This is a genomic window from Aestuariivirga sp., assembly GCF_965227715.1.
Lineage (GTDB): Bacteria > Pseudomonadota > Alphaproteobacteria > Rhizobiales > Aestuariivirgaceae > Aestuariivirga.
The window spans coordinates 1,662,929-1,679,256 of sequence record NZ_OZ245771.1 but is presented as its reverse complement, the minus strand read 5'-3'; the positions used below and the strand labels follow the sequence as shown (position 1 = coordinate 1,679,256).

Here is a 16,328-nt window from a genome sequence, read left to right as displayed (position 1 = left end):
CATCATGACAGCGCAGCCCAAAATCACCATCTACACCACGCCCTACTGCCCTTACTGTCACGCCGCCAAGGCGCTGCTGAAGAAGAAAGGCGCCCCCTTCGAAGAGATTGACGTGCAGGACCCCACCTTGCGCCATCAGATGATGATCCGCGCCAGCGGCCGCCGCACCGTGCCGCAGATCTTCATCGGCGAGATGCATGTGGGCGGCTCCGACGACATTCATGAGCTGGACCGGCGCGGCGCGCTTGACCCGCTGCTCCAGCCGCAGTGATCAGCACCGCCCTCGTCCAGCTGCGCTCGGGGCCGGACATGGCCCGGAACGTGGATGCAGCGTCTGACTTGATCCGCGAGGCCAGGTCGAAGGGCGCCAGCTTCGTCTCGACGCCTGAGATGACCAATATTCTTGAGCCGGACCGCCCACGCCTGAAATCCCTCGCGCGGCTTGAGACGGAGGATGAGAGCGTCCGCCGTTTCGCGGCACTCGCCCAGGAGCTGGGCCTCTGGCTCAACATCGGCTCTCTGGCGCTCAAAGGTGCAGGGGACAAGCTCGTAAACCGCTCGCTGCTCTTCGCGCCCGATGGGTCGATTGCCGCCCGCTATGACAAGATCCATCTCTTCGATGTCGATCTTCCCACGGGCGAAACCCTGCGGGAATCCCATGCCTATCAGGGTGGTGATCGCGCGGCGCTGGTGGAAACGCCCTTCGGCGTGATCGGCCTCACCATCTGCTATGACATGCGCTTTCCCCAGCTTTACCGCACGCTGGCGCAGGCCGGCGCCAAGCTCATCACCGTGCCCTCGGCCTTCACGGTTCCCACAGGGCAGGCCCATTGGCATGTGCTGCTCCGGGCGCGGGCGATTGAAACCGGAAGCTTCGTTCTGGCGGCAGCCCAGGGCGGCCGCCACGAGACAGGGCGGGAAACCTATGGCCACTCCCTCATCGTCTCGCCCTGGGGCGAGGTGCTGGCGGAGGCCGGAACCGATCCCGGCATCGTGATGGCGGAGATTGATCTCTCCGAGGCGGATCTCGCCCGGGCGCGGATACCGGCGGTTTACCTGGACGTGCCATTCTTGAATCCCGTGTCGGCGATTGTTACCTGATTGATATGATTCACTATGATCTCACCTGCGACCAGGGCCACGATTTCGATGGCTGGTTTCGAGACAGCAGCACCTATGATGCGCAGGCCTCCCAAGGCCTCGTCTCCTGCACCGTCTGCGGCTCGGCCAAGGTCGAGAAGCAGCTGATGGCGCCGGGCATTCCGGCGAAAGCCAACCGCAAGGCTGATCAGCCGAACACAATGGTGGCTGGTCCCGTGGACCCCCGCCTCACGCAGCTCATCGGCATGGTGCGTGAAATGCGCAAGCATGTTCAGGAAAACGCCGAATATGTCGGCCCCCGCTTCGCCGAGGAAGCGCGCAAGATCCATTATGAGGAAACCGAACAGCGCGGCATCTATGGAGAGGCCAGCGCCGAGGACGCCAAATCCCTGATCGAGGAAGGCATCATCGTCCACCCCCTCCCGCGCCTGCCTGAAGACGGCAACTGATTTTCCCTTCTCCCAGTCCGTTCCGTAACGGGAGAAGGGTACGACTTTGCTACCCCGCAAAGAACACGATTGACACCACCGCGAACAGCGGCAGCAGGATCACGCTGGACCACAGCATGTAGCCGAAGAAGCCCGGCATCTTCACGCCGCCGTCCCGCGCAATTGCATAGACCATGAAGTTGGGCGCGTTCCCGATATAGGTGTTGGCACCCATGAACACAGCACCTGCGGAAATGGCCGCAAGCGTCGTCGCACCTTCCGTCATCAGGCGTTGCGGGTCGCCGCCAGCAAGCTCGAAGAACACCAGATAGGTCGGCGCATTGTCGAGGAAGGAGGAGAGGCCTCCGGTGATCCAGAAATAGGCAAGATTGTCCGGCGCACCGCCCGGTCCCTGCACCAGAGCAACGAGCGGCGCGAAGGCACCCTCCGTTCCCGCCTGCAGCATGGCCAGCACGGGGATGATGGTGATGAAGATCCCGGCGAAGAGCTCCGCCACTTCCGAAATCGGCTCCCAGCTGAAGCTGTTCTCGCTGCGGCTGGTGGCGGGCGTGAAGAAAAGCGAAAGCGCCACGATCGCCACGAAGGCCGCATCGCGGCACAGGCTCGCCACTGCCACATGCGTGCCGTGAATGGTCACCTCTCCCCACTCCACCGTGGCGGACAGCAGGATCACCCCGATGATCGCCGGGATCAGCAGGAAATTGATCCCACCCGAAATCGAGATCTCGCGCGGCGGTGTCGGGTCCAGCCATTTATGCCCGTCCTTGGCATAGATATGACTGTCCAGCGCATAGAAGCCGGCCAGCAGCGCGCCGATGATGAGGGCGGCAGGCCAGAACAGATGCACGGTGGGCCAAAAGAAGTCGACGCCGCGCAGGAAGCCCAGAAACAGCGGCGGGTCGCCCAAGGGCGTCAACGCACCGCCTGCATTGGCCACCAGGAAAATGAAAAACACGATCACATGCACATTGCGCTTGCGGTCATCATTCGCCCGCATCACCGGGCGAATCATGATCATCGCCGCGCCCGTCGTGCCGATGATGCTCGCAAGCCCTGCACCAATCGCCAGAAGAATGGTGTTGAGGCCCGGTGCCCCCTTCAGATTGCCGCGGATCACGATTCCGCCCGCCACCGTGAACAGCGCCAGCAGCAGCAGGATGAACGGAATATATTCCAGAAAGGCCGTATGCACCACGGCCTGGCTTGCCGTTCCGATGCCGTGGCCCAAGGCGATGGGAATCAAGGCGAGCAGCGCCCAGAACGCCGCCACCTTGCCCCGGTTGTGGTGCCAGAAGCGCCCCGCCACCAGCGGCATCACCGCGATTGACAGCAACATGCCGAGAAACGGAATGGCCCACGCAAGGCCCAGCGTCTTGCCGTCGAGGCCTTCCGCGGCAAAGGCGGGCGCAGCGGAGAAAAGCAGAAGGCTCAGAGCCCAGGGCAGACGTCTCATCCAATCCTCAATCAATGGTCACCACGGCACCCGCATCAGGCACGAGGAAGCGGGAAGGGTCAACGGCCTGATCCGTCAGCGCCGTCGCCAGCGCCGCCGCCGGCGCGCCGATTGCTTCGTCCGTCAGCTGAATGGTCCCGTGGTGAATGGCGAGGCTGGTGCGGCTGTCAAGCAGCCGGTGCGCCTTCACCGCTTCATCCGGGTTCATGTGTTGCGGCGCCATGAACCAGCGCGGCTCATAAGCGCCGATCGGCAGAAGCGAAAGCCGCGGGCGCCCGAAACGTTCCCGCACGGCAGAAAAGGTCGCACCTGTGCCAAACCCTGTGTCGCCTGCGAAATAAATGTGGCCTCCCGGCGCCTCCACCACGAAGGCGCCCCACAGCGCCGTGTTGGCATCGAACAGCCCGCGCTTGGACCAGTGCAGCGCCGGCGTCAGGTGAATGCGCAACCCGCCGGTCACGGTGGACTCGCCCCATTGCAGCTCGTCGATTTTGAAGGTTGAAGACGCCCGCCTGATCCAGCGCGCATTGCCCACCGGCGTCACCACATGGGGCTGATGCAACCGTGAGATCTGGCGGAGCGCGCGCAAATCCATGTGGTCATAATGATTGTGGCTCAACAGGATCAGGTCGATCCTGGGCAGCGTCTCTGCCGTCAGCGCCGGTGCCCGCGCCCGCTTCGGCCCCGCGAAGGCCACGGGGCTCGCCCGCGAAGAGAGAAAGGGATCGGTGAGAATATTGATGCCGTCCGTCTGCAGCAGCACCGTCGAATGCCCGATCCATGTGGCTTTCAGCGCCTCGCCTTCCACCTGTTCCGGCGGTGCCGCGAAGGTTTGGTTCCCGGCGTGAGAGGGCCAGCGCGCTCGTTCACCATTCATCTGCCACTTCAGCAGCTCGCGAAACCCCGCCTGGCCGCGATGCCCCTCAATGCGGAACCGCCGCCCATCATGCAGCAGCTTCACCATCTCACGGCATCGCACCCGTTGCCTTCAGGATCGGCTCCGCGGATTGCGCCGCATAGCCGATGAAGGGCCGGTCATGGAGCAGGATCACATAGAGCATCACGCTGATCGCAAGAACGATCGCTCCCACTGACACGCGCCGCGCCAGCGGAAAGGGCGCGTGGCTCATGGTCACCACGAAGAGCAGCACCACCCCCAGCACCGTCACCAATGTCCACTGGCTCAAGCTCACATAATTCTCGGCAATCGAAAGCCGCTGCTGCCTGGCAATGGAGACTTCGTCGAGCGATGTGAGCAGGCGCTGCTGCAGCAGCCGGTTCTGTTCGCCCTCCGCCAGCCCTTTGATCACCGCACCATAAATGGCGCGAAGCGCCAGCTCGGCGGGCGAGCCATAGTCATCCTCGCTCATATGGTCCCACTCGCCCGCAACGGCGCGGCCATAATCGATGATGAGCCTGGACATGCCGTCATAAGCCGGGGTGGTGAGAGAATCCATGTAGAGGTCCATCACCCGGATGGCGCGCGCCTCGGTGTTCACCGCCTCGCGTGCCTTGTCCTCGGTGTTCCACACGGCATTGGCGAGGAAGGTCATGGAGAGGCCGAAGATGGCGCCCGAGATGGTGCACACCGCGGTCGACATGTTCCCCAGCGCCGGCGCCGCCTTCGCCACGCGGTTGATGCGCAGCAGCAGCTGGATCACCAGCGCCACCGCGCCCACGCTCACCAGCACGATCAGGAAGATCAGCGGCGGCTGCAGTTCATAGAGAACGTCGGGTGGAACTCTCATCGCGTCTCGCTTACACCGTCCTCAGATACCATTCGAAATCGCGCGCCGTCGGTTCAGCATAGAAGCGGTCAGCCTCAACTTCCTTCAGCGTGCAATAGGTATCCACGAACTCCTTGCCGAAATATTCCTTCAGGATCGAAGCCCGCCAGAAGGCGTCAATGGCGTCGAACCAGTTGCCGGGAATATACTTGGCGCGGCGCTCATAGCCATTGCCGTTGACGGGGTTCCCCGGGTCAGCCTTCTCGGTGATGCCGTAATGCATGCCAGCCAAGATCGCCGCCATCACGAGATAGGGGTTGGCATCGGCACCCGAGGGCCGGTGCTCGATGTGGCAGGACTTCGGCGGGCCCGCCGGAATGCGCAAGGAGACGGTCCGGTTGTTGATCCCCCACGAAGCTGAAACCGGCGCATAGGAGTTGCGCCGGAAGCGCCGGTAGGAATTGGCGTTGGGCGCGAAGATCAGCATCGATTCCGCCATAGCCGCCTTGAGGCCGCCGATGGCATGCATCAGCAGCTCGTTCTGCGTGGGGTCTTCCGCGGCAAACAGGTTATTGCCGTCCTCGTCCCCGAGTGAGACATGAATATGCATGCCGGAGCCCGTCCAGGCGGAGTAGGGCTTGGCCATGAAGGTGGCGGCAAGCCCATGCTTCTCCGCCACGTTCTTGATCAGCCGCTTCAGCATGATGCCTTCGTCGCACGCCTTCAGAACGTCCGCCCGGTGCCTCAGCACGATCTCCATCTGCCCCGGCGCATATTCGGAAATCAGCGTCTTCGCCGGCAGGTCCTGGATCTCGCACATGGCATAGAGATCCTTGAAGAAGGGCGCGAAATCCTCCGTGTCCTGAATATAATAGGCCTGGTAATGCTGCGGGCGCGCCTCGTTGATGAGGGACTTGGGCGCCATCGGCTTTCCGGCCAGCGCCGAGGCCCGGTCCATCAGGAAGAATTCGAGCTCGACGGCACCGACGGGCTTCATCTTCAGCTCGGTCTCGAAGCGCTTCACGATCTTTTCCAGCGCATTGCGGGGGTCCGCATAATGCGGCGTGCCGTCAAGGTCATGCACAGCGGCCAGATACTGTGCAGTGGGCACATGCGCCCAGGGAACCCGCACCATGGAGCCCGGCACCGGCCACATCAGCATGTCGCGGTCGCCTTCGTCGAAGACGAGGCCGGTTTCGGGCACGTCCTGTCCGGTCACATCGAGAACCAGCGCCGAGATCGGCATGAAGCGCCCGTCCTTCCAGGCCGGCACCACTTCATCCCGGCGCAGCACCTTGCCGCGGGCAACACCGCACATGTCGGTCCATACCACATGCACGCTTTCAATGTCGGGGTTCTGGTCGAGGAAGGCCTGCGCTTCGGCGCCGCGGCGGGGAAATACCAGTGTCATTCTGTCGTGCTCCGTCTCAGCTCATCAATTCATGCAGGCAGCGGTCAAGTCCTTCGACCAGCTGGTCCACATGCGCCGCGGTCGTTGCCGGGCAGATGAGCATCATGTTGTGGAATGGGGTGACAATCACCCCGCGATTGAGAAGGTAGTGATGCACCGCCTCGTCAATTGGCCGGTGGATCACCAGGTGCGCTTCGCCGCCATTGCGGGGCCTTTCGGGAGTGCACATGAACTCCACCCGGGCACCGGCACGGACGGCGTGCCACGGCACGCCATGTTTGATGATAACGTCGGCAATTCCCTTCTCAAGCCGCCTTGCGAGGGCGATGAGGGGTCCGAAAGCCTCCTCGGTGAAGTAATTTTCCAGCACCGCGCGCATCAGCGCCAGCTGGATTTTGGAGCCTGAAAGCGTGGTGCCGATCCCGGAATGACCAGGCGTGCGCGTCTCCAGGAATGTGCGGATGCGGTCCGTCACCTCCTGCGAAAAACCATAAACCGCCGCGGGAATGCCACCGGCAATCGGTTTTCCGAGCACCAGCGCATCGGGTTGAAGCCCGTGTTCCCACGTGTAGCCGCCAGGGCCCGAAGACATGCAATGCGTCTCGTCCAGCACCAGCAGCGTATCCGTGCGCCTGGTGATCTCGCGCAGCTGAGCGTGGTAGCCGTCATCGGGAAGCACCATGCCGACATTGGTCATGATAGGCTCGGCCAGAACGCAAGCCACGTCACGCTCCGCCAGTGCGGCCTCCAGCGCCGGAATGTCGTTGAACTCGACGACCTTGGTGAACTGGGTAAGGTCGCGCACCTCGCCGATCAGGGCCGGGTCCGCATGGGGGGTTCCCCCATCAATGGTCACGTACGTGTCGTCGACCGCCCCATGGTAGCAGTGGTTGAAAACCAGGATCTTCTTTCGCCCGGAAATCGCGCGGCACCATTTGATCACCGCGCGGTTGGCGTCAGAGGCTGTCGCCGTCACCTGCCAGCACGGGAGGCCAAAGCGCTCTTCCAGCAGCCTCCCCACCACCGCCGCATCGGGAGACGGCATCATGGTGGTCAGGCCATGGGCTCCCTCGCGCTGCAGGGCGTCCACCACGGCGGGTGGTGAATGGCCGAACATGGCGCCGGTGTCGCCCAAGCAGAAGTCCACGTAGCTGTTGCCGTCGGCGTCGGTCACATCCACGCCTTCAGCCCTGGTCACGAAAAGCGGGAAAGGCGTTCCCCAATCCACCATCCAATGCATGGGCACGCCCTTCAGCCAGTTCTGGCGAGCCTCTTCCGAAAGCTGTTTCGAAGTGGGGTTGCGCTGGGTGAAGAGGGCCTCTTCGCGGGCCAGCATGGCCTTTATCGCTGCCTCCGGAATGTGACGCGCCATGATATCCTGTGTGGCTGTGGACGTTGGCTCTCTCCTACCCGCCCCGGCAATCGGCCACAACCCCCGTGGATTTAGGCCGGGAATCGTGTTTAGAAGCGCTGCACCATGAAGGAGCTTCAGCGCATGCCCCGCACCGTCTTCGTCAACGGCGAATATCTTCCGGAAGACCAGGGAAAAGTCTCGATCTTCGATCGCGGCTTCCTGTTTGCCGATGGCGTTTACGAAGTGAGCGCGGTGGTCAACGCCAGGCTGGTCGATTACCCCGCCCACATGGAGCGCCTCGGCCGGTCCTTGAGCGAACTCCGCATGGAATGGCCCTGCACCCGCGCGGAGCTGGACACCATGCACCAGGAGATGATCCACCGGAATGACCTTACGGAAGGCATCATCTACATGCAGGTGACGCGTGGGAGCGCAGACCGCACCTTCAACTTCCCCAAGGTCCCGGTGAAGCCAACCCTCATCGCCTTCACCCAGGCGATGAGCCTTGTCGACAACCCCAATGCAGTCACCGGCGTCAAGGTCGTCACCACGCCGGATTTGCGCTGGGCGAGGCGGGACATCAAGACGGTGATGCTTCTGGCTCCCGTCCTCGGCAAGCAGGCGGCTTACGAGCAGGGTGCCCAGGAAGGCTGGATGGTGGAGGATGGCTTCGTGACTGAAGGCACCTCATCCAACGCCTATATCGTGAAGGACGGCAAGGTCATCACCCGTGGCCTCTCGAATGAAATCCTCGCCGGCTGCACCAGGCGCGCCCTGTTCCGCCTGGCGCGCGAGGAAGGTGTTGAGATCGTCGAGCGCAAGTTCACCGTGGAAGAGGCTTACGCGGCGGATGAAGCCTTCCTCACCTCGGCCTCGCAATTCGTCATGCCCATCGTGGAAATCGACGGCAAACGCATCGGCGGCGGCCAGCCCGGCCCCGTGGTCCGCAAGCTGCGCGCGCTCTTCCTCCAGGAAGCCGGGGCGTAAGCGCCGCAGCCCCGAAAACAGATTCACAATGTCAATCAGCAGCAGGCACGTCTGATTGACATATAGCACAGACTAGGAATAAAGTCAAGGAATAAGTTCCGCTCCACCAACTTCGTGCGCCCTCCCGCCTTCGCCCGGGCCAGGTGAATTGGTGCGGACCAGAGCGAATCCCGCTACCTCTGGCTCACCATCCAGTCCGGATTGATCCACGGCTCCTGGTTTGATGGCGGCAGCGGGTCCTTCCCCAATATATGGTCGCTGGCCTTCTCGCCGATCATGATCGTCGGCGCATTGAGGTTGCCATTGGTCACCTGCGGCATGATGGAAGAATCCGCCACCCGCAGGCCGTCAATGCCGATCACCCGGCATTCCGGGTCAACCACCGCCATCGGGTCCGCCAGCGATCCCATCTTGCAGGTGCCGCAGGGGTGATAGGCACTCTCACAATGCTGGCGGATGAAGGCGTCGATCTCCTCGTCGCTCGAAACCTTGTGCCCGGGCTGGATTTCCTCTGCCGCATAGCGCTGCATGGCGGGCTGCTGGAACAGTTCACGCGTCAGTCTCACGGCGCGCCGCCACTCCGGCAGGTCATCGGCGTGGGTCAGGTAGTTGAACAGGATCCGCGGCGCCTCGCGCGCTTCTTTGCTCCGCACACGGACGAAGCCGCGGGATTTTGCCCGCATCGGCCCCACGTGAACCTGAAAGCCGTGGCCCGCAAACGCTGCCTTCCCGTCATAGCGCATGGCGGCCGGGAGGAAGTGATACTGTATATCGGGATACTCGATCCCTGCGGCGGAGCGGATGAAGCCGCAGCTCTCGAAATGATTGGTCGTGCCGAGCCCCGACTTGAAGAACAGCCACTCGGCCCCGATCAGCCCCTTCGAAAACCAGTTGAGCTTGGAATAAAGCGTCACCGGCTCCTTGGACTTTATCTGGAAGTAAATCTCCAGATGGTCTTGCAAATTCTCGCCCACACCCGGCAGCGCATGCGCCACGCCGATCCCCGCCGCCTTCAAAACCTCCGGCGCGCCGATCCCGGACATTTGCAGCAGCTTGGGCGAATTGATGGATGAGGCCGCAATGATCACCTCGCGCCGCGCCTTCACCTGCCGCAGGTCTCCACCCACATCATAGGCGACCCCCACGGCCCGCTTGCCCTCCAGCAGCACCTTGTGCGCGAAGGCATGGGTGATGAGCTTCACATTGCCTCGCTTCAGCGCGGGCTTCAGGTAGGCATTGGCGGCGGACCAGCGGATGCCGTTGTGAACCGTCATCTCCATCGGGCCGAAGCCTTCCTGGGCGCGGCCGTTGTAATCCTCCGTCACGGGGTAGCCCGCCTGCTGGCCTGCTTCGATGAAGGCCTGGTACAGCGGGTTGTCGCGCGGCCCCCGCTTCACATGCAGGGGGCCAGATGTGCCGCGCCAGCCATCTTCCCCGCCATGGCTCGTTTCCTGGCGCTTGAAATAGGGCAGCACATGGCGGAAGCCCCAGCCCTTCGCACCCATCTCTTCCCAGCCGTCGAAATCCTTGGCGTGGCCCCGCACATAGACCATGCCGTTGATGGAGGATGAGCCGCCAACCACCTTGCCCCGCGGCGTCGCCAGCCTCCGCCCGCCGAGGCCCGGCTCCGGCTCGGATTCAAAGCCCCAATTATAGAGCTTCATGTTCATGGGGTAGGACAGGGCGGACGGCATCTGGATGAAGGGCCCGCGGTCGCTGCCGCCGAACTCCAGCACGCAGACGCTGTTCTTGCCGTCTTCCGAAAGCCGGTAGGCCAGGGCGCAGCCGGCGGAGCCTGCGCCCACGATCACATAGTCGAACGTCTCCGTCATTTGTTGCGGCGCCCGCTGTCCGACAGGGTTTCGAGCTCCGCAATGCGCGCCTCCGTCTCACGCCAGGAGGCGTTGACGGTGGCGGCCACAAGGGATTCGGCCACGAACAGCGGCACGATGTTCGAGTCCCAGCTGGACGGCGCTTCGATGCGGAGGGGAAGGGAATGCACGGCGAGTCTCGCGATTGGGGAAATCCACTGATCGGTAATGAGCACGACCTTGGCGCCGCGATCTCGGGCGGAAGCGGCAAATTCCAGCATGCGCGCGTCATAACGGCGGATATCGAAGAACAAGATCACATCCTGCTTGCCGATATCGAGCAGATATTGCGGCCAGAAGGATTGGGTGGGCGGCAGCAGGCTCACCCCCGGCCGCGCCATCTGCAGATGCGTGGCGAGGTAGGCGGCAATGGCCCCGGTGATCCTCCCGCCCGCCACATGGATGCGGCGCTTGCGGTCCGCCAGCAGCGCCACCGTCGCGTCGAAGGCGCGGTGGTCCATGAGCTTGAGGGATCCCGAGAGGTTCTCCATCGCGGCGGTTGCAAACTTGTTCAGGATGTGGGTGTCCGGCGCATCCGCGGCCCACCGGTCATGCTTGGCAATGGGGTTCTGCAGCTGGGCGGAAAGCTCCGAGCGCAGCTCTTCCTGGAAAGAGGGGAAGCCGGAAAAGCCCAGCTTCTTTGCAAGCCGCAGCACAGAGGGGGTGGAGACATCGGCCTCACGCGCAAAGTCCGTGATGGAGCCTAAGCCCGCCATCGGATAATTGGCGAAGAGCGCCGCCATGAGCTTGCGCTCCGCGGCGGTCAGCTCTCCTGACATCAGGCGCAGTCTTTCGGCAACAGTGGTGGCGCGTTGCGGCGGCATATGCTTCTCCCGAATGCGTATGGCTACTGTAACGAATTTGACAGGCATGGCACAATCTGAAATCATTGCTTCAACACAGATGTTTTCTGGAGATTTCGTGCATGGGAGCTTTGCTCCAGGAGGGCGAGGAAAGCCCGTTCATCGCCGTCAATGAAGAGGGGCGCTCCCCCTTCGTGCTCATCTGCGAGCATGCCTCGCGCACGCTGCCGAAGAAGCTTGGAACCTTGGGTCTTTCCGAAGCAGACCTTCACCGCCACATCGCCTGGGACATCGGGGCCGAGAATGTAGGCCGCTTGCTCTCGCGCCTGATCGATGCGCCGTTGCTGCTGCAGCGCTATTCGCGCTTGGCCTATGATTGCAACCGCCCCCCGGAATCGCCTGATGCCATTCCGGAGCTGAGCGAACTCACCGCCATTCCGGGGAACCGCAAGCTTTCACCGGAAGACAGGCTGGCGCGCGCCCGCGAGATCTACCGGCCTTTTCACGATGGCGTCTCGCTGGTGCTGGACAGGCGCGCTGCGGCGGGCCTGCGCTCGCTCGTCGTCTCCATCCACTCCTTCACGCCCATCTACAAGGGCAAGCCGCGCGCCGTTGAACTCGGTATCCTGCATGACAGGGACACGGCACTCTCCTCCAAGCTCATCAAGAGCTTTCCCAATGTGGAGGCGCGGCTCAATGAGCCCTATGGCCCGAAGGATGGGGTGCTCCACACCCTCAATATGCATGCCTTCGCCCGCGGGCTCCAACACGCGATGATCGAGATCAGGAATGATCTGGTCGCCACCGAGCGCGGCCAGGATGAATGGGCCCAGCGCCTGTCCGTGCCGCTGATTCAGGCCGCAACCAAATAAGAATGATTGAGGGAGAACGACCATGACCGAAGGCATGCTGACACTCGAACAACTCAAGGCCGAAGTGAAGGCCGGCACCATCGACACGGTGGTCGCCGCCATGGTCGATCTGCAGGGCCGCCTGATTGGCAAGCGCTTCCATGCAAAATTCTTCGCCGAGGGCGGCTATGAGGAAACCCATGGCTGTAACTATCTCCTTGGCGTTGACATCGAAATGGAACCGGTGCCCGGCTACAAGGCCACGAGCTGGGAGAAGGGCTATGGCGATTTCGTCCTGAAGCCTGACATGGCCACGCTGCGCCGCACGCCATGGCTTCCCGGAACCGCCCTCGTCCTCTGTGACGTGCTGGACCACCACAGCCACGAAGACGTGCCGCACTCCCCGCGTGCCATATTGAAGAAGCAGTTGAAGCGCCTCGAGGCCATGAAGATGAAGGCCTATATGGCCTCCGAGCTCGAGTTCTTCCTGTTCGATGACAGTTATGAACTGGCCCACCAGAAGGGCTACCGCAACCTCAAGACCTCCGGTTACTACATTGAGGACTACCACATCCTCCAAACCTCGAAGGAGGAGGTCTATATGCGCGCGCTGCGGAACGGCCTCGCGGGGGCCGGCATTCCGGTTGAAAACTCCAAGGGCGAATGGGGCCCGGGCCAGGAGGAAATCAACGTCCGCTATGCCGAAGCGCTCGACATGGCGGACCGCCACGCCATCATGAAGAACGGTGCAAAGGAAATTGCTTACAACGTCGGCAAGTCCGTCTCCTTCATGGCGAAGTGGGATTATGGCATGGCGGGCAATTCCTCTCACATCCACCAGTCGCTGTGGTCGCTTGACGAGAAGCCGCTGTTTCAGGAGAAGGGGGCAGAGCACGGCATGTCGCCGCTGATGAAGCAGTATCTCGCAGGGCAATTGGCCCATGCCGGCGTCATCACCTATTTCCTGGCCCCCTATATCAACTCCTACAAGCGCTTCATGGCGGGCACCTTCGCGCCCACCCGCGCCGTGTGGAGCTTCGACAACCGCACCGCCGGCTTCCGCATCTGCGGGGCGGAGACCAAGGCCATTCGTGTTGAATGCCGGATTGGCGGTGCCGACCTCAACCCCTATCTCGCCTTCGCCGCCCTCATTGCAGCCGGGCTTGATGGCATTGAGAAGAAGATGGAGCTGGAGCCCGGTGTTTCAGGCGATATCTATGATACGTCCCGCAAGCTGCGTGAGATCCCCAAGACGCTGCGGGAGGCAACCAGGCTTCTGGATGAATCGGACTTCCTGCGCAGCGTCATGGGCAATGATGTCGTCGACCACTATGTCCACACCGCGAATTGGGAACAGTTCGAATTCGACCGGCGCATCACCGACCTTGAATTGAAGCGCGGGTTTGAGCGGTATTGACGTTCTACGTTGCGTCCCCAGCGAAGGCTGGGGTCCGCTGCGGACGCCCAAAGCGGGGTGCCAGCCTTCGCTGGCATGACGGCTTCGTTACTCTGTTCTAACTTTACCTAAGACGGCACCCAGGAGACACGCCATGGCCATTCCGAACCGTAACATCAATTATCCCACCGCCATCAAATATGGCCCCGGCCGCATCAAGGAGCTGGCGGAGTTCTGCAAGGCCAATGGCATCAAGCGGCCGCTGGTGGTGACGGACAAGGGCCTCGCGGCCATGCCCATGGTGGCAGACATCCTGGCGGACCTGAAGGCGGCAGGCCTCAAGGCCGCACTCTTCGCCGATGTGCGCCCGAATCCGGTGGAGGAGAATGTTCTCGCCGGCTGCAAGGTCTATAAGGACGGAAGGCATGATGGCGTGGTGGCGGTGGGCGGCGGCTCCGGCCTCGATACCGGAAAGCTGATCGCGCTCATGCATTCGCAGAACATTTCCGTGTTCGAACTGGAAGACATCGGGGACTGGTGGACGAGGGCGGATGCCTCCGTGATCTCCCCCATCATCGCCGTGCCGACGACGGCGGGCACGGGCTCTGAAGTGGGCCGTGCCGGTGTTGTCACCCATCCGATCACCCATGAGAAGAAGATCATCTTCCACCCCGCGCTGATGCCCAAGGTGGCGCTGCTCGATCCGGAATTGACAGTGGGTCTTCCGCCCAAGCTGACGGCCGCCACCGGCATGGATGCTTTGGCCCATAATCTCGAAGCCTATTGCGCGCCCTTCTATCACCCCTGGTCGGCCGGTGTGGCGCTCGAAGGCATGCGGCTGGTGAAGGACAATCTCGCGAAGGCGGTGAAGAAGCCGAAGGATCTTGACGCCCGCGGCAACATGCTTGTCGCCTCCGCCATGGGCGCCACCGCCTTCCAGCGCGGCCTTGGCGCCATTCATGCGCTGGCCCACCCCTTCGGCGGGCTTTACGATGCCCATCATGGCCTTTTGAATGGCATCATCATGCCCTATGTGCTGAAGGCCAACCGCCGCAAGATCGAAAAGGACATTGAGCGCGCGGCGGCTTACTTAGGGATCAAGGGCGGCTTCAACGGCTTCCTCAAATGGATCCTGGCGCTGCGGAAGGAGATCGGCATTCCGCATGCCCTGAAGGACATCGGCATCGACACCAAGCGCCTGGATGAGATCGCCGCCATGGCCATCAAGGATCCCTCCGCCGGCGGCAACCCGATTCCGTTCACCGAAAAGCAATACAAGGCCCTCGCAAAGAAATGCGTGACGGGGGATTTGTAAGGAGCACCTCCACACGCCGGGAACGGAAGTCACACGATTTGCATTAGAGCGGGAGACGGCTGCTTCAGGAGGAAGCCATGTGTGATTACTCGCTGGAAATGTATCTCTCGCGTCCCGCCCATGAGGGGGAACGTTATGTGACGACCCGCTTCCCAAGCGGATCCATGGGCCTGACGGCGCCGGGGCAGCCCGGAACTGCCGTCTGCATGGCCTGCGACACTGAGCTTGCCCTCGCGGATATTCCGGCAGATCTGGCCGCGCGCCATGGGTTTGCCGCGCGCGAACGGGCGACGTTCGTGCGCCTGGACTCCGGCGTCTACCGCGATGGCCTGCGCTTTGCGAACGGCGTGGAACTTTCGCTGCAGCAGATCCCGGCCGGTGTCTCCGTGGAGCTGGTGCCGGTTGAACCTGTGAAGCTTCCCTTTGCAGAAGTGGCGGAAGAGACGAAAACCCGGGTGCATGAACTGGTCTGACCGGGTGCTGCCGGGTCATCCGTAGACGGATGATCCAGCTGGCCATCGCGATATCTCCCGGCCTGTGATAGAGAACATGCGTTGCATGGCCGGGAGAGTAGGATGGCAGAAACAATTGTGAACCGGCGGATCATCATGGCTTCGCGCCCCAGTGGCATGCCGGGGCCGGAGAATTTCAGCCTGGAAGAGGTGGAAGAGCCGCTGCAGCCCCCCACGGGCGTGCGCCTCAAAACACTGTTCTTCTCGCTTGATCCCTATATGCGCGGCCGCATGGACGAAGGCCCGTCCTATGCCCAGGCGCTGTCCCCGGGCGATGTGATGGAGGGCGGAAGTGTCGGTGAGGTGATTGCCTCCGCCGATCCCGCCTTCAGCAAAGGTGACATCGTACTGGCCTATTCCGGCTGGCAGACCCACCCGGTTGTGAAAGCCAAGGGCCTCCGCAAGCTCGATCCTTCTCTTGCACCGGTTTCGACTGCACTTGGCGTTCTCGGCATGCCGGGGATGACGGCCTATACCGGCCTTCTGAATATCGGCCATCCGAAGGCGGGTGAAACGCTGGTGGTGGCGGCGGCTAGCGGGGCCGTGGGTTCTGCCGTGGGGCAGATCGGCAAGATCAAGGGCTGCCGTGTCGTCGGCATTGCAGGCGGTGCTGAGAAGACGCGCTATGTGCGGGAGGAACTCGGTTTCGATGTTGCTCTCGACCATCGCGCGCCAGATTTTGCGGAACAGCTGAAGGCGGCGTGCCCGCAAGGGATCGACATTTATTTCGAGAATGTTGGCGGGCGTGTGTGGGACCTGGTGTTTCCGCTGCTCAATGATTTTGCCCGCGTGCCGGTCTGCGGGCTGATCTCGCAGTACAATGGCTTTGCGCCGCGCGCGCCGGAGCTTCCCTCCGTGCCGGAACTGATGGAGCAGGTGCTGGTGAAACGCCTGCGCCTGCAAGGCTTCATCGTGTCGGATTTCTCGGCGCAGCAGAATGAATTCCTGCATGACATGGCCGGCTGGATTTCCTCCGGCCAGGTCAAATACCGGGAAGACGTGGTGGACGGGCTTGAGAAGGCCGTTCCGGCCTTCATCGGCCTGCTCCAGGGCCGCAATTTCGGGAAGCTTCTCGTCAGGCCTTAGGCCTTTCCGGCG

16 protein-coding genes are annotated in these 16,328 nt (G+C 62.5%); 9 read left to right on the top strand and 7 right to left on the bottom strand.

What is annotated here, in order from left to right:
• Positions 1-4: 4 nt before the first annotated feature.
• From grxC to ACO06F_RS08000, 3 genes are read left to right on the top strand one after another with little or no spacing between them, the layout of a single operon-like run.
• Entirely contained in the window at positions 5-271 is a 267-nt protein-coding gene (gene grxC, locus ACO06F_RS08010; RefSeq protein WP_421696164.1) for a glutaredoxin 3, read from the top strand.
• Complete coding sequence (locus ACO06F_RS08005; protein WP_421696163.1) at positions 268-1,101, top strand: carbon-nitrogen hydrolase family protein; 834 nt, start codon at positions 268-270, stop codon at positions 1,099-1,101. The genes grxC and ACO06F_RS08005 overlap by 4 nt, the downstream gene beginning before the upstream one ends.
• 5 nt (positions 1,102-1,106) lie before the next feature.
• A complete protein-coding gene (locus ACO06F_RS08000; protein ID WP_421696162.1) occupies positions 1,107-1,550 on the top strand; it encodes a DUF1178 family protein in 444 nt (147 codons plus the stop codon).
• Positions 1,551-1,599: 49 nt separating this feature from the next.
• Here ACO06F_RS08000 and ACO06F_RS07995 read toward each other — a convergent pair whose 3' ends face one another.
• The 5 genes from ACO06F_RS07995 to ACO06F_RS07975 are packed head-to-tail and all read right to left on the bottom strand — an operon-like array spanning position 1,600 to position 7,513.
• On the bottom strand, positions 1,600-3,003 hold the full coding sequence (locus ACO06F_RS07995) for a sodium:proton antiporter (RefSeq protein ID WP_421696161.1): 1,404 nt from the start codon (positions 3,001-3,003) through the stop codon (positions 1,600-1,602).
• 7 nt (positions 3,004-3,010) lie between these two features.
• The gene (locus ACO06F_RS07990) at positions 3,011-3,967 is read right to left on the bottom strand and encodes an MBL fold metallo-hydrolase (RefSeq protein WP_421696160.1); all 957 of its coding nucleotides are present in this window, start codon (positions 3,965-3,967) and stop codon (positions 3,011-3,013) included.
• A 1-nt stretch (position 3,968) separates the two neighbouring features.
• Positions 3,969-4,751 carry a hypothetical protein gene (locus ACO06F_RS07985; protein ID WP_421696159.1) on the bottom strand — a complete coding sequence of 261 codons (783 nt, stop codon included), beginning with the start codon at positions 4,749-4,751 and terminating at the stop codon, positions 3,969-3,971.
• A gap of 10 nt (positions 4,752-4,761) precedes the next feature.
• Positions 4,762-6,141 (bottom strand): glutamine synthetase family protein, encoded by a 1,380-nt coding sequence (locus ACO06F_RS07980; RefSeq protein WP_421696158.1) that lies wholly within the window; start codon positions 6,139-6,141, stop codon positions 4,762-4,764.
• 16 nt (positions 6,142-6,157) lie between these two features.
• Complete coding sequence (locus ACO06F_RS07975) at positions 6,158-7,513, bottom strand: aspartate aminotransferase family protein (RefSeq protein WP_421696157.1); 1,356 nt, start codon at positions 7,511-7,513, stop codon at positions 6,158-6,160.
• 105 nt (positions 7,514-7,618) lie between these two features.
• Between ACO06F_RS07975 and ACO06F_RS07970 the strand changes: the two genes are divergently transcribed.
• Entirely contained in the window at positions 7,619-8,482 is an 864-nt protein-coding gene (locus ACO06F_RS07970) for a D-amino-acid transaminase (protein WP_421696156.1), read from the top strand.
• A gap of 173 nt (positions 8,483-8,655) precedes the next feature.
• Here the strand turns inward: ACO06F_RS07970 and betA are convergent, their stop codons facing one another.
• A complete protein-coding gene (betA, locus tag ACO06F_RS07965) occupies positions 8,656-10,314 on the bottom strand; it encodes a choline dehydrogenase (RefSeq protein WP_421696155.1) in 1,659 nt (552 codons plus the stop codon).
• Complete coding sequence (locus ACO06F_RS07960; RefSeq protein ID WP_421696154.1) at positions 10,311-11,177, bottom strand: MurR/RpiR family transcriptional regulator; 867 nt, start codon at positions 11,175-11,177, stop codon at positions 10,311-10,313. The genes betA and ACO06F_RS07960 overlap by 4 nt, the downstream gene beginning before the upstream one ends.
• Before the next feature lie 101 nt (positions 11,178-11,278).
• Here ACO06F_RS07960 and ACO06F_RS07955 point away from each other — a divergent pair, with 101 nt between their 5' ends.
• The 5 genes from ACO06F_RS07955 (at position 11,279) to ACO06F_RS07935 (ending at position 16,316) form a co-directional block, all read left to right on the top strand.
• The gene (locus ACO06F_RS07955; protein WP_421696153.1) at positions 11,279-12,028 is read left to right on the top strand and encodes an N-formylglutamate amidohydrolase; all 750 of its coding nucleotides are present in this window, start codon (positions 11,279-11,281) and stop codon (positions 12,026-12,028) included.
• A gap of 22 nt (positions 12,029-12,050) precedes the next feature.
• Positions 12,051-13,424 carry a glutamine synthetase family protein gene (locus tag ACO06F_RS07950; protein ID WP_421696152.1) on the top strand — a complete coding sequence of 458 codons (1,374 nt, stop codon included), beginning with the start codon at positions 12,051-12,053 and terminating at the stop codon, positions 13,422-13,424.
• A 133-nt stretch (positions 13,425-13,557) separates the two neighbouring features.
• On the top strand, positions 13,558-14,718 hold the full coding sequence (locus tag ACO06F_RS07945) for an iron-containing alcohol dehydrogenase (RefSeq protein ID WP_421696151.1): 1,161 nt from the start codon (positions 13,558-13,560) through the stop codon (positions 14,716-14,718).
• A gap of 77 nt (positions 14,719-14,795) precedes the next feature.
• Positions 14,796-15,191 carry a hypothetical protein gene (locus ACO06F_RS07940; RefSeq protein WP_421696150.1) on the top strand — a complete coding sequence of 132 codons (396 nt, stop codon included), beginning with the start codon at positions 14,796-14,798 and terminating at the stop codon, positions 15,189-15,191.
• Between the two features lie 102 nt (positions 15,192-15,293).
• Complete coding sequence (locus ACO06F_RS07935; RefSeq protein ID WP_421696149.1) at positions 15,294-16,316, top strand: NADP-dependent oxidoreductase; 1,023 nt, start codon at positions 15,294-15,296, stop codon at positions 16,314-16,316.
• The last annotated feature ends 12 nt before the right edge of the window (positions 16,317-16,328 follow it).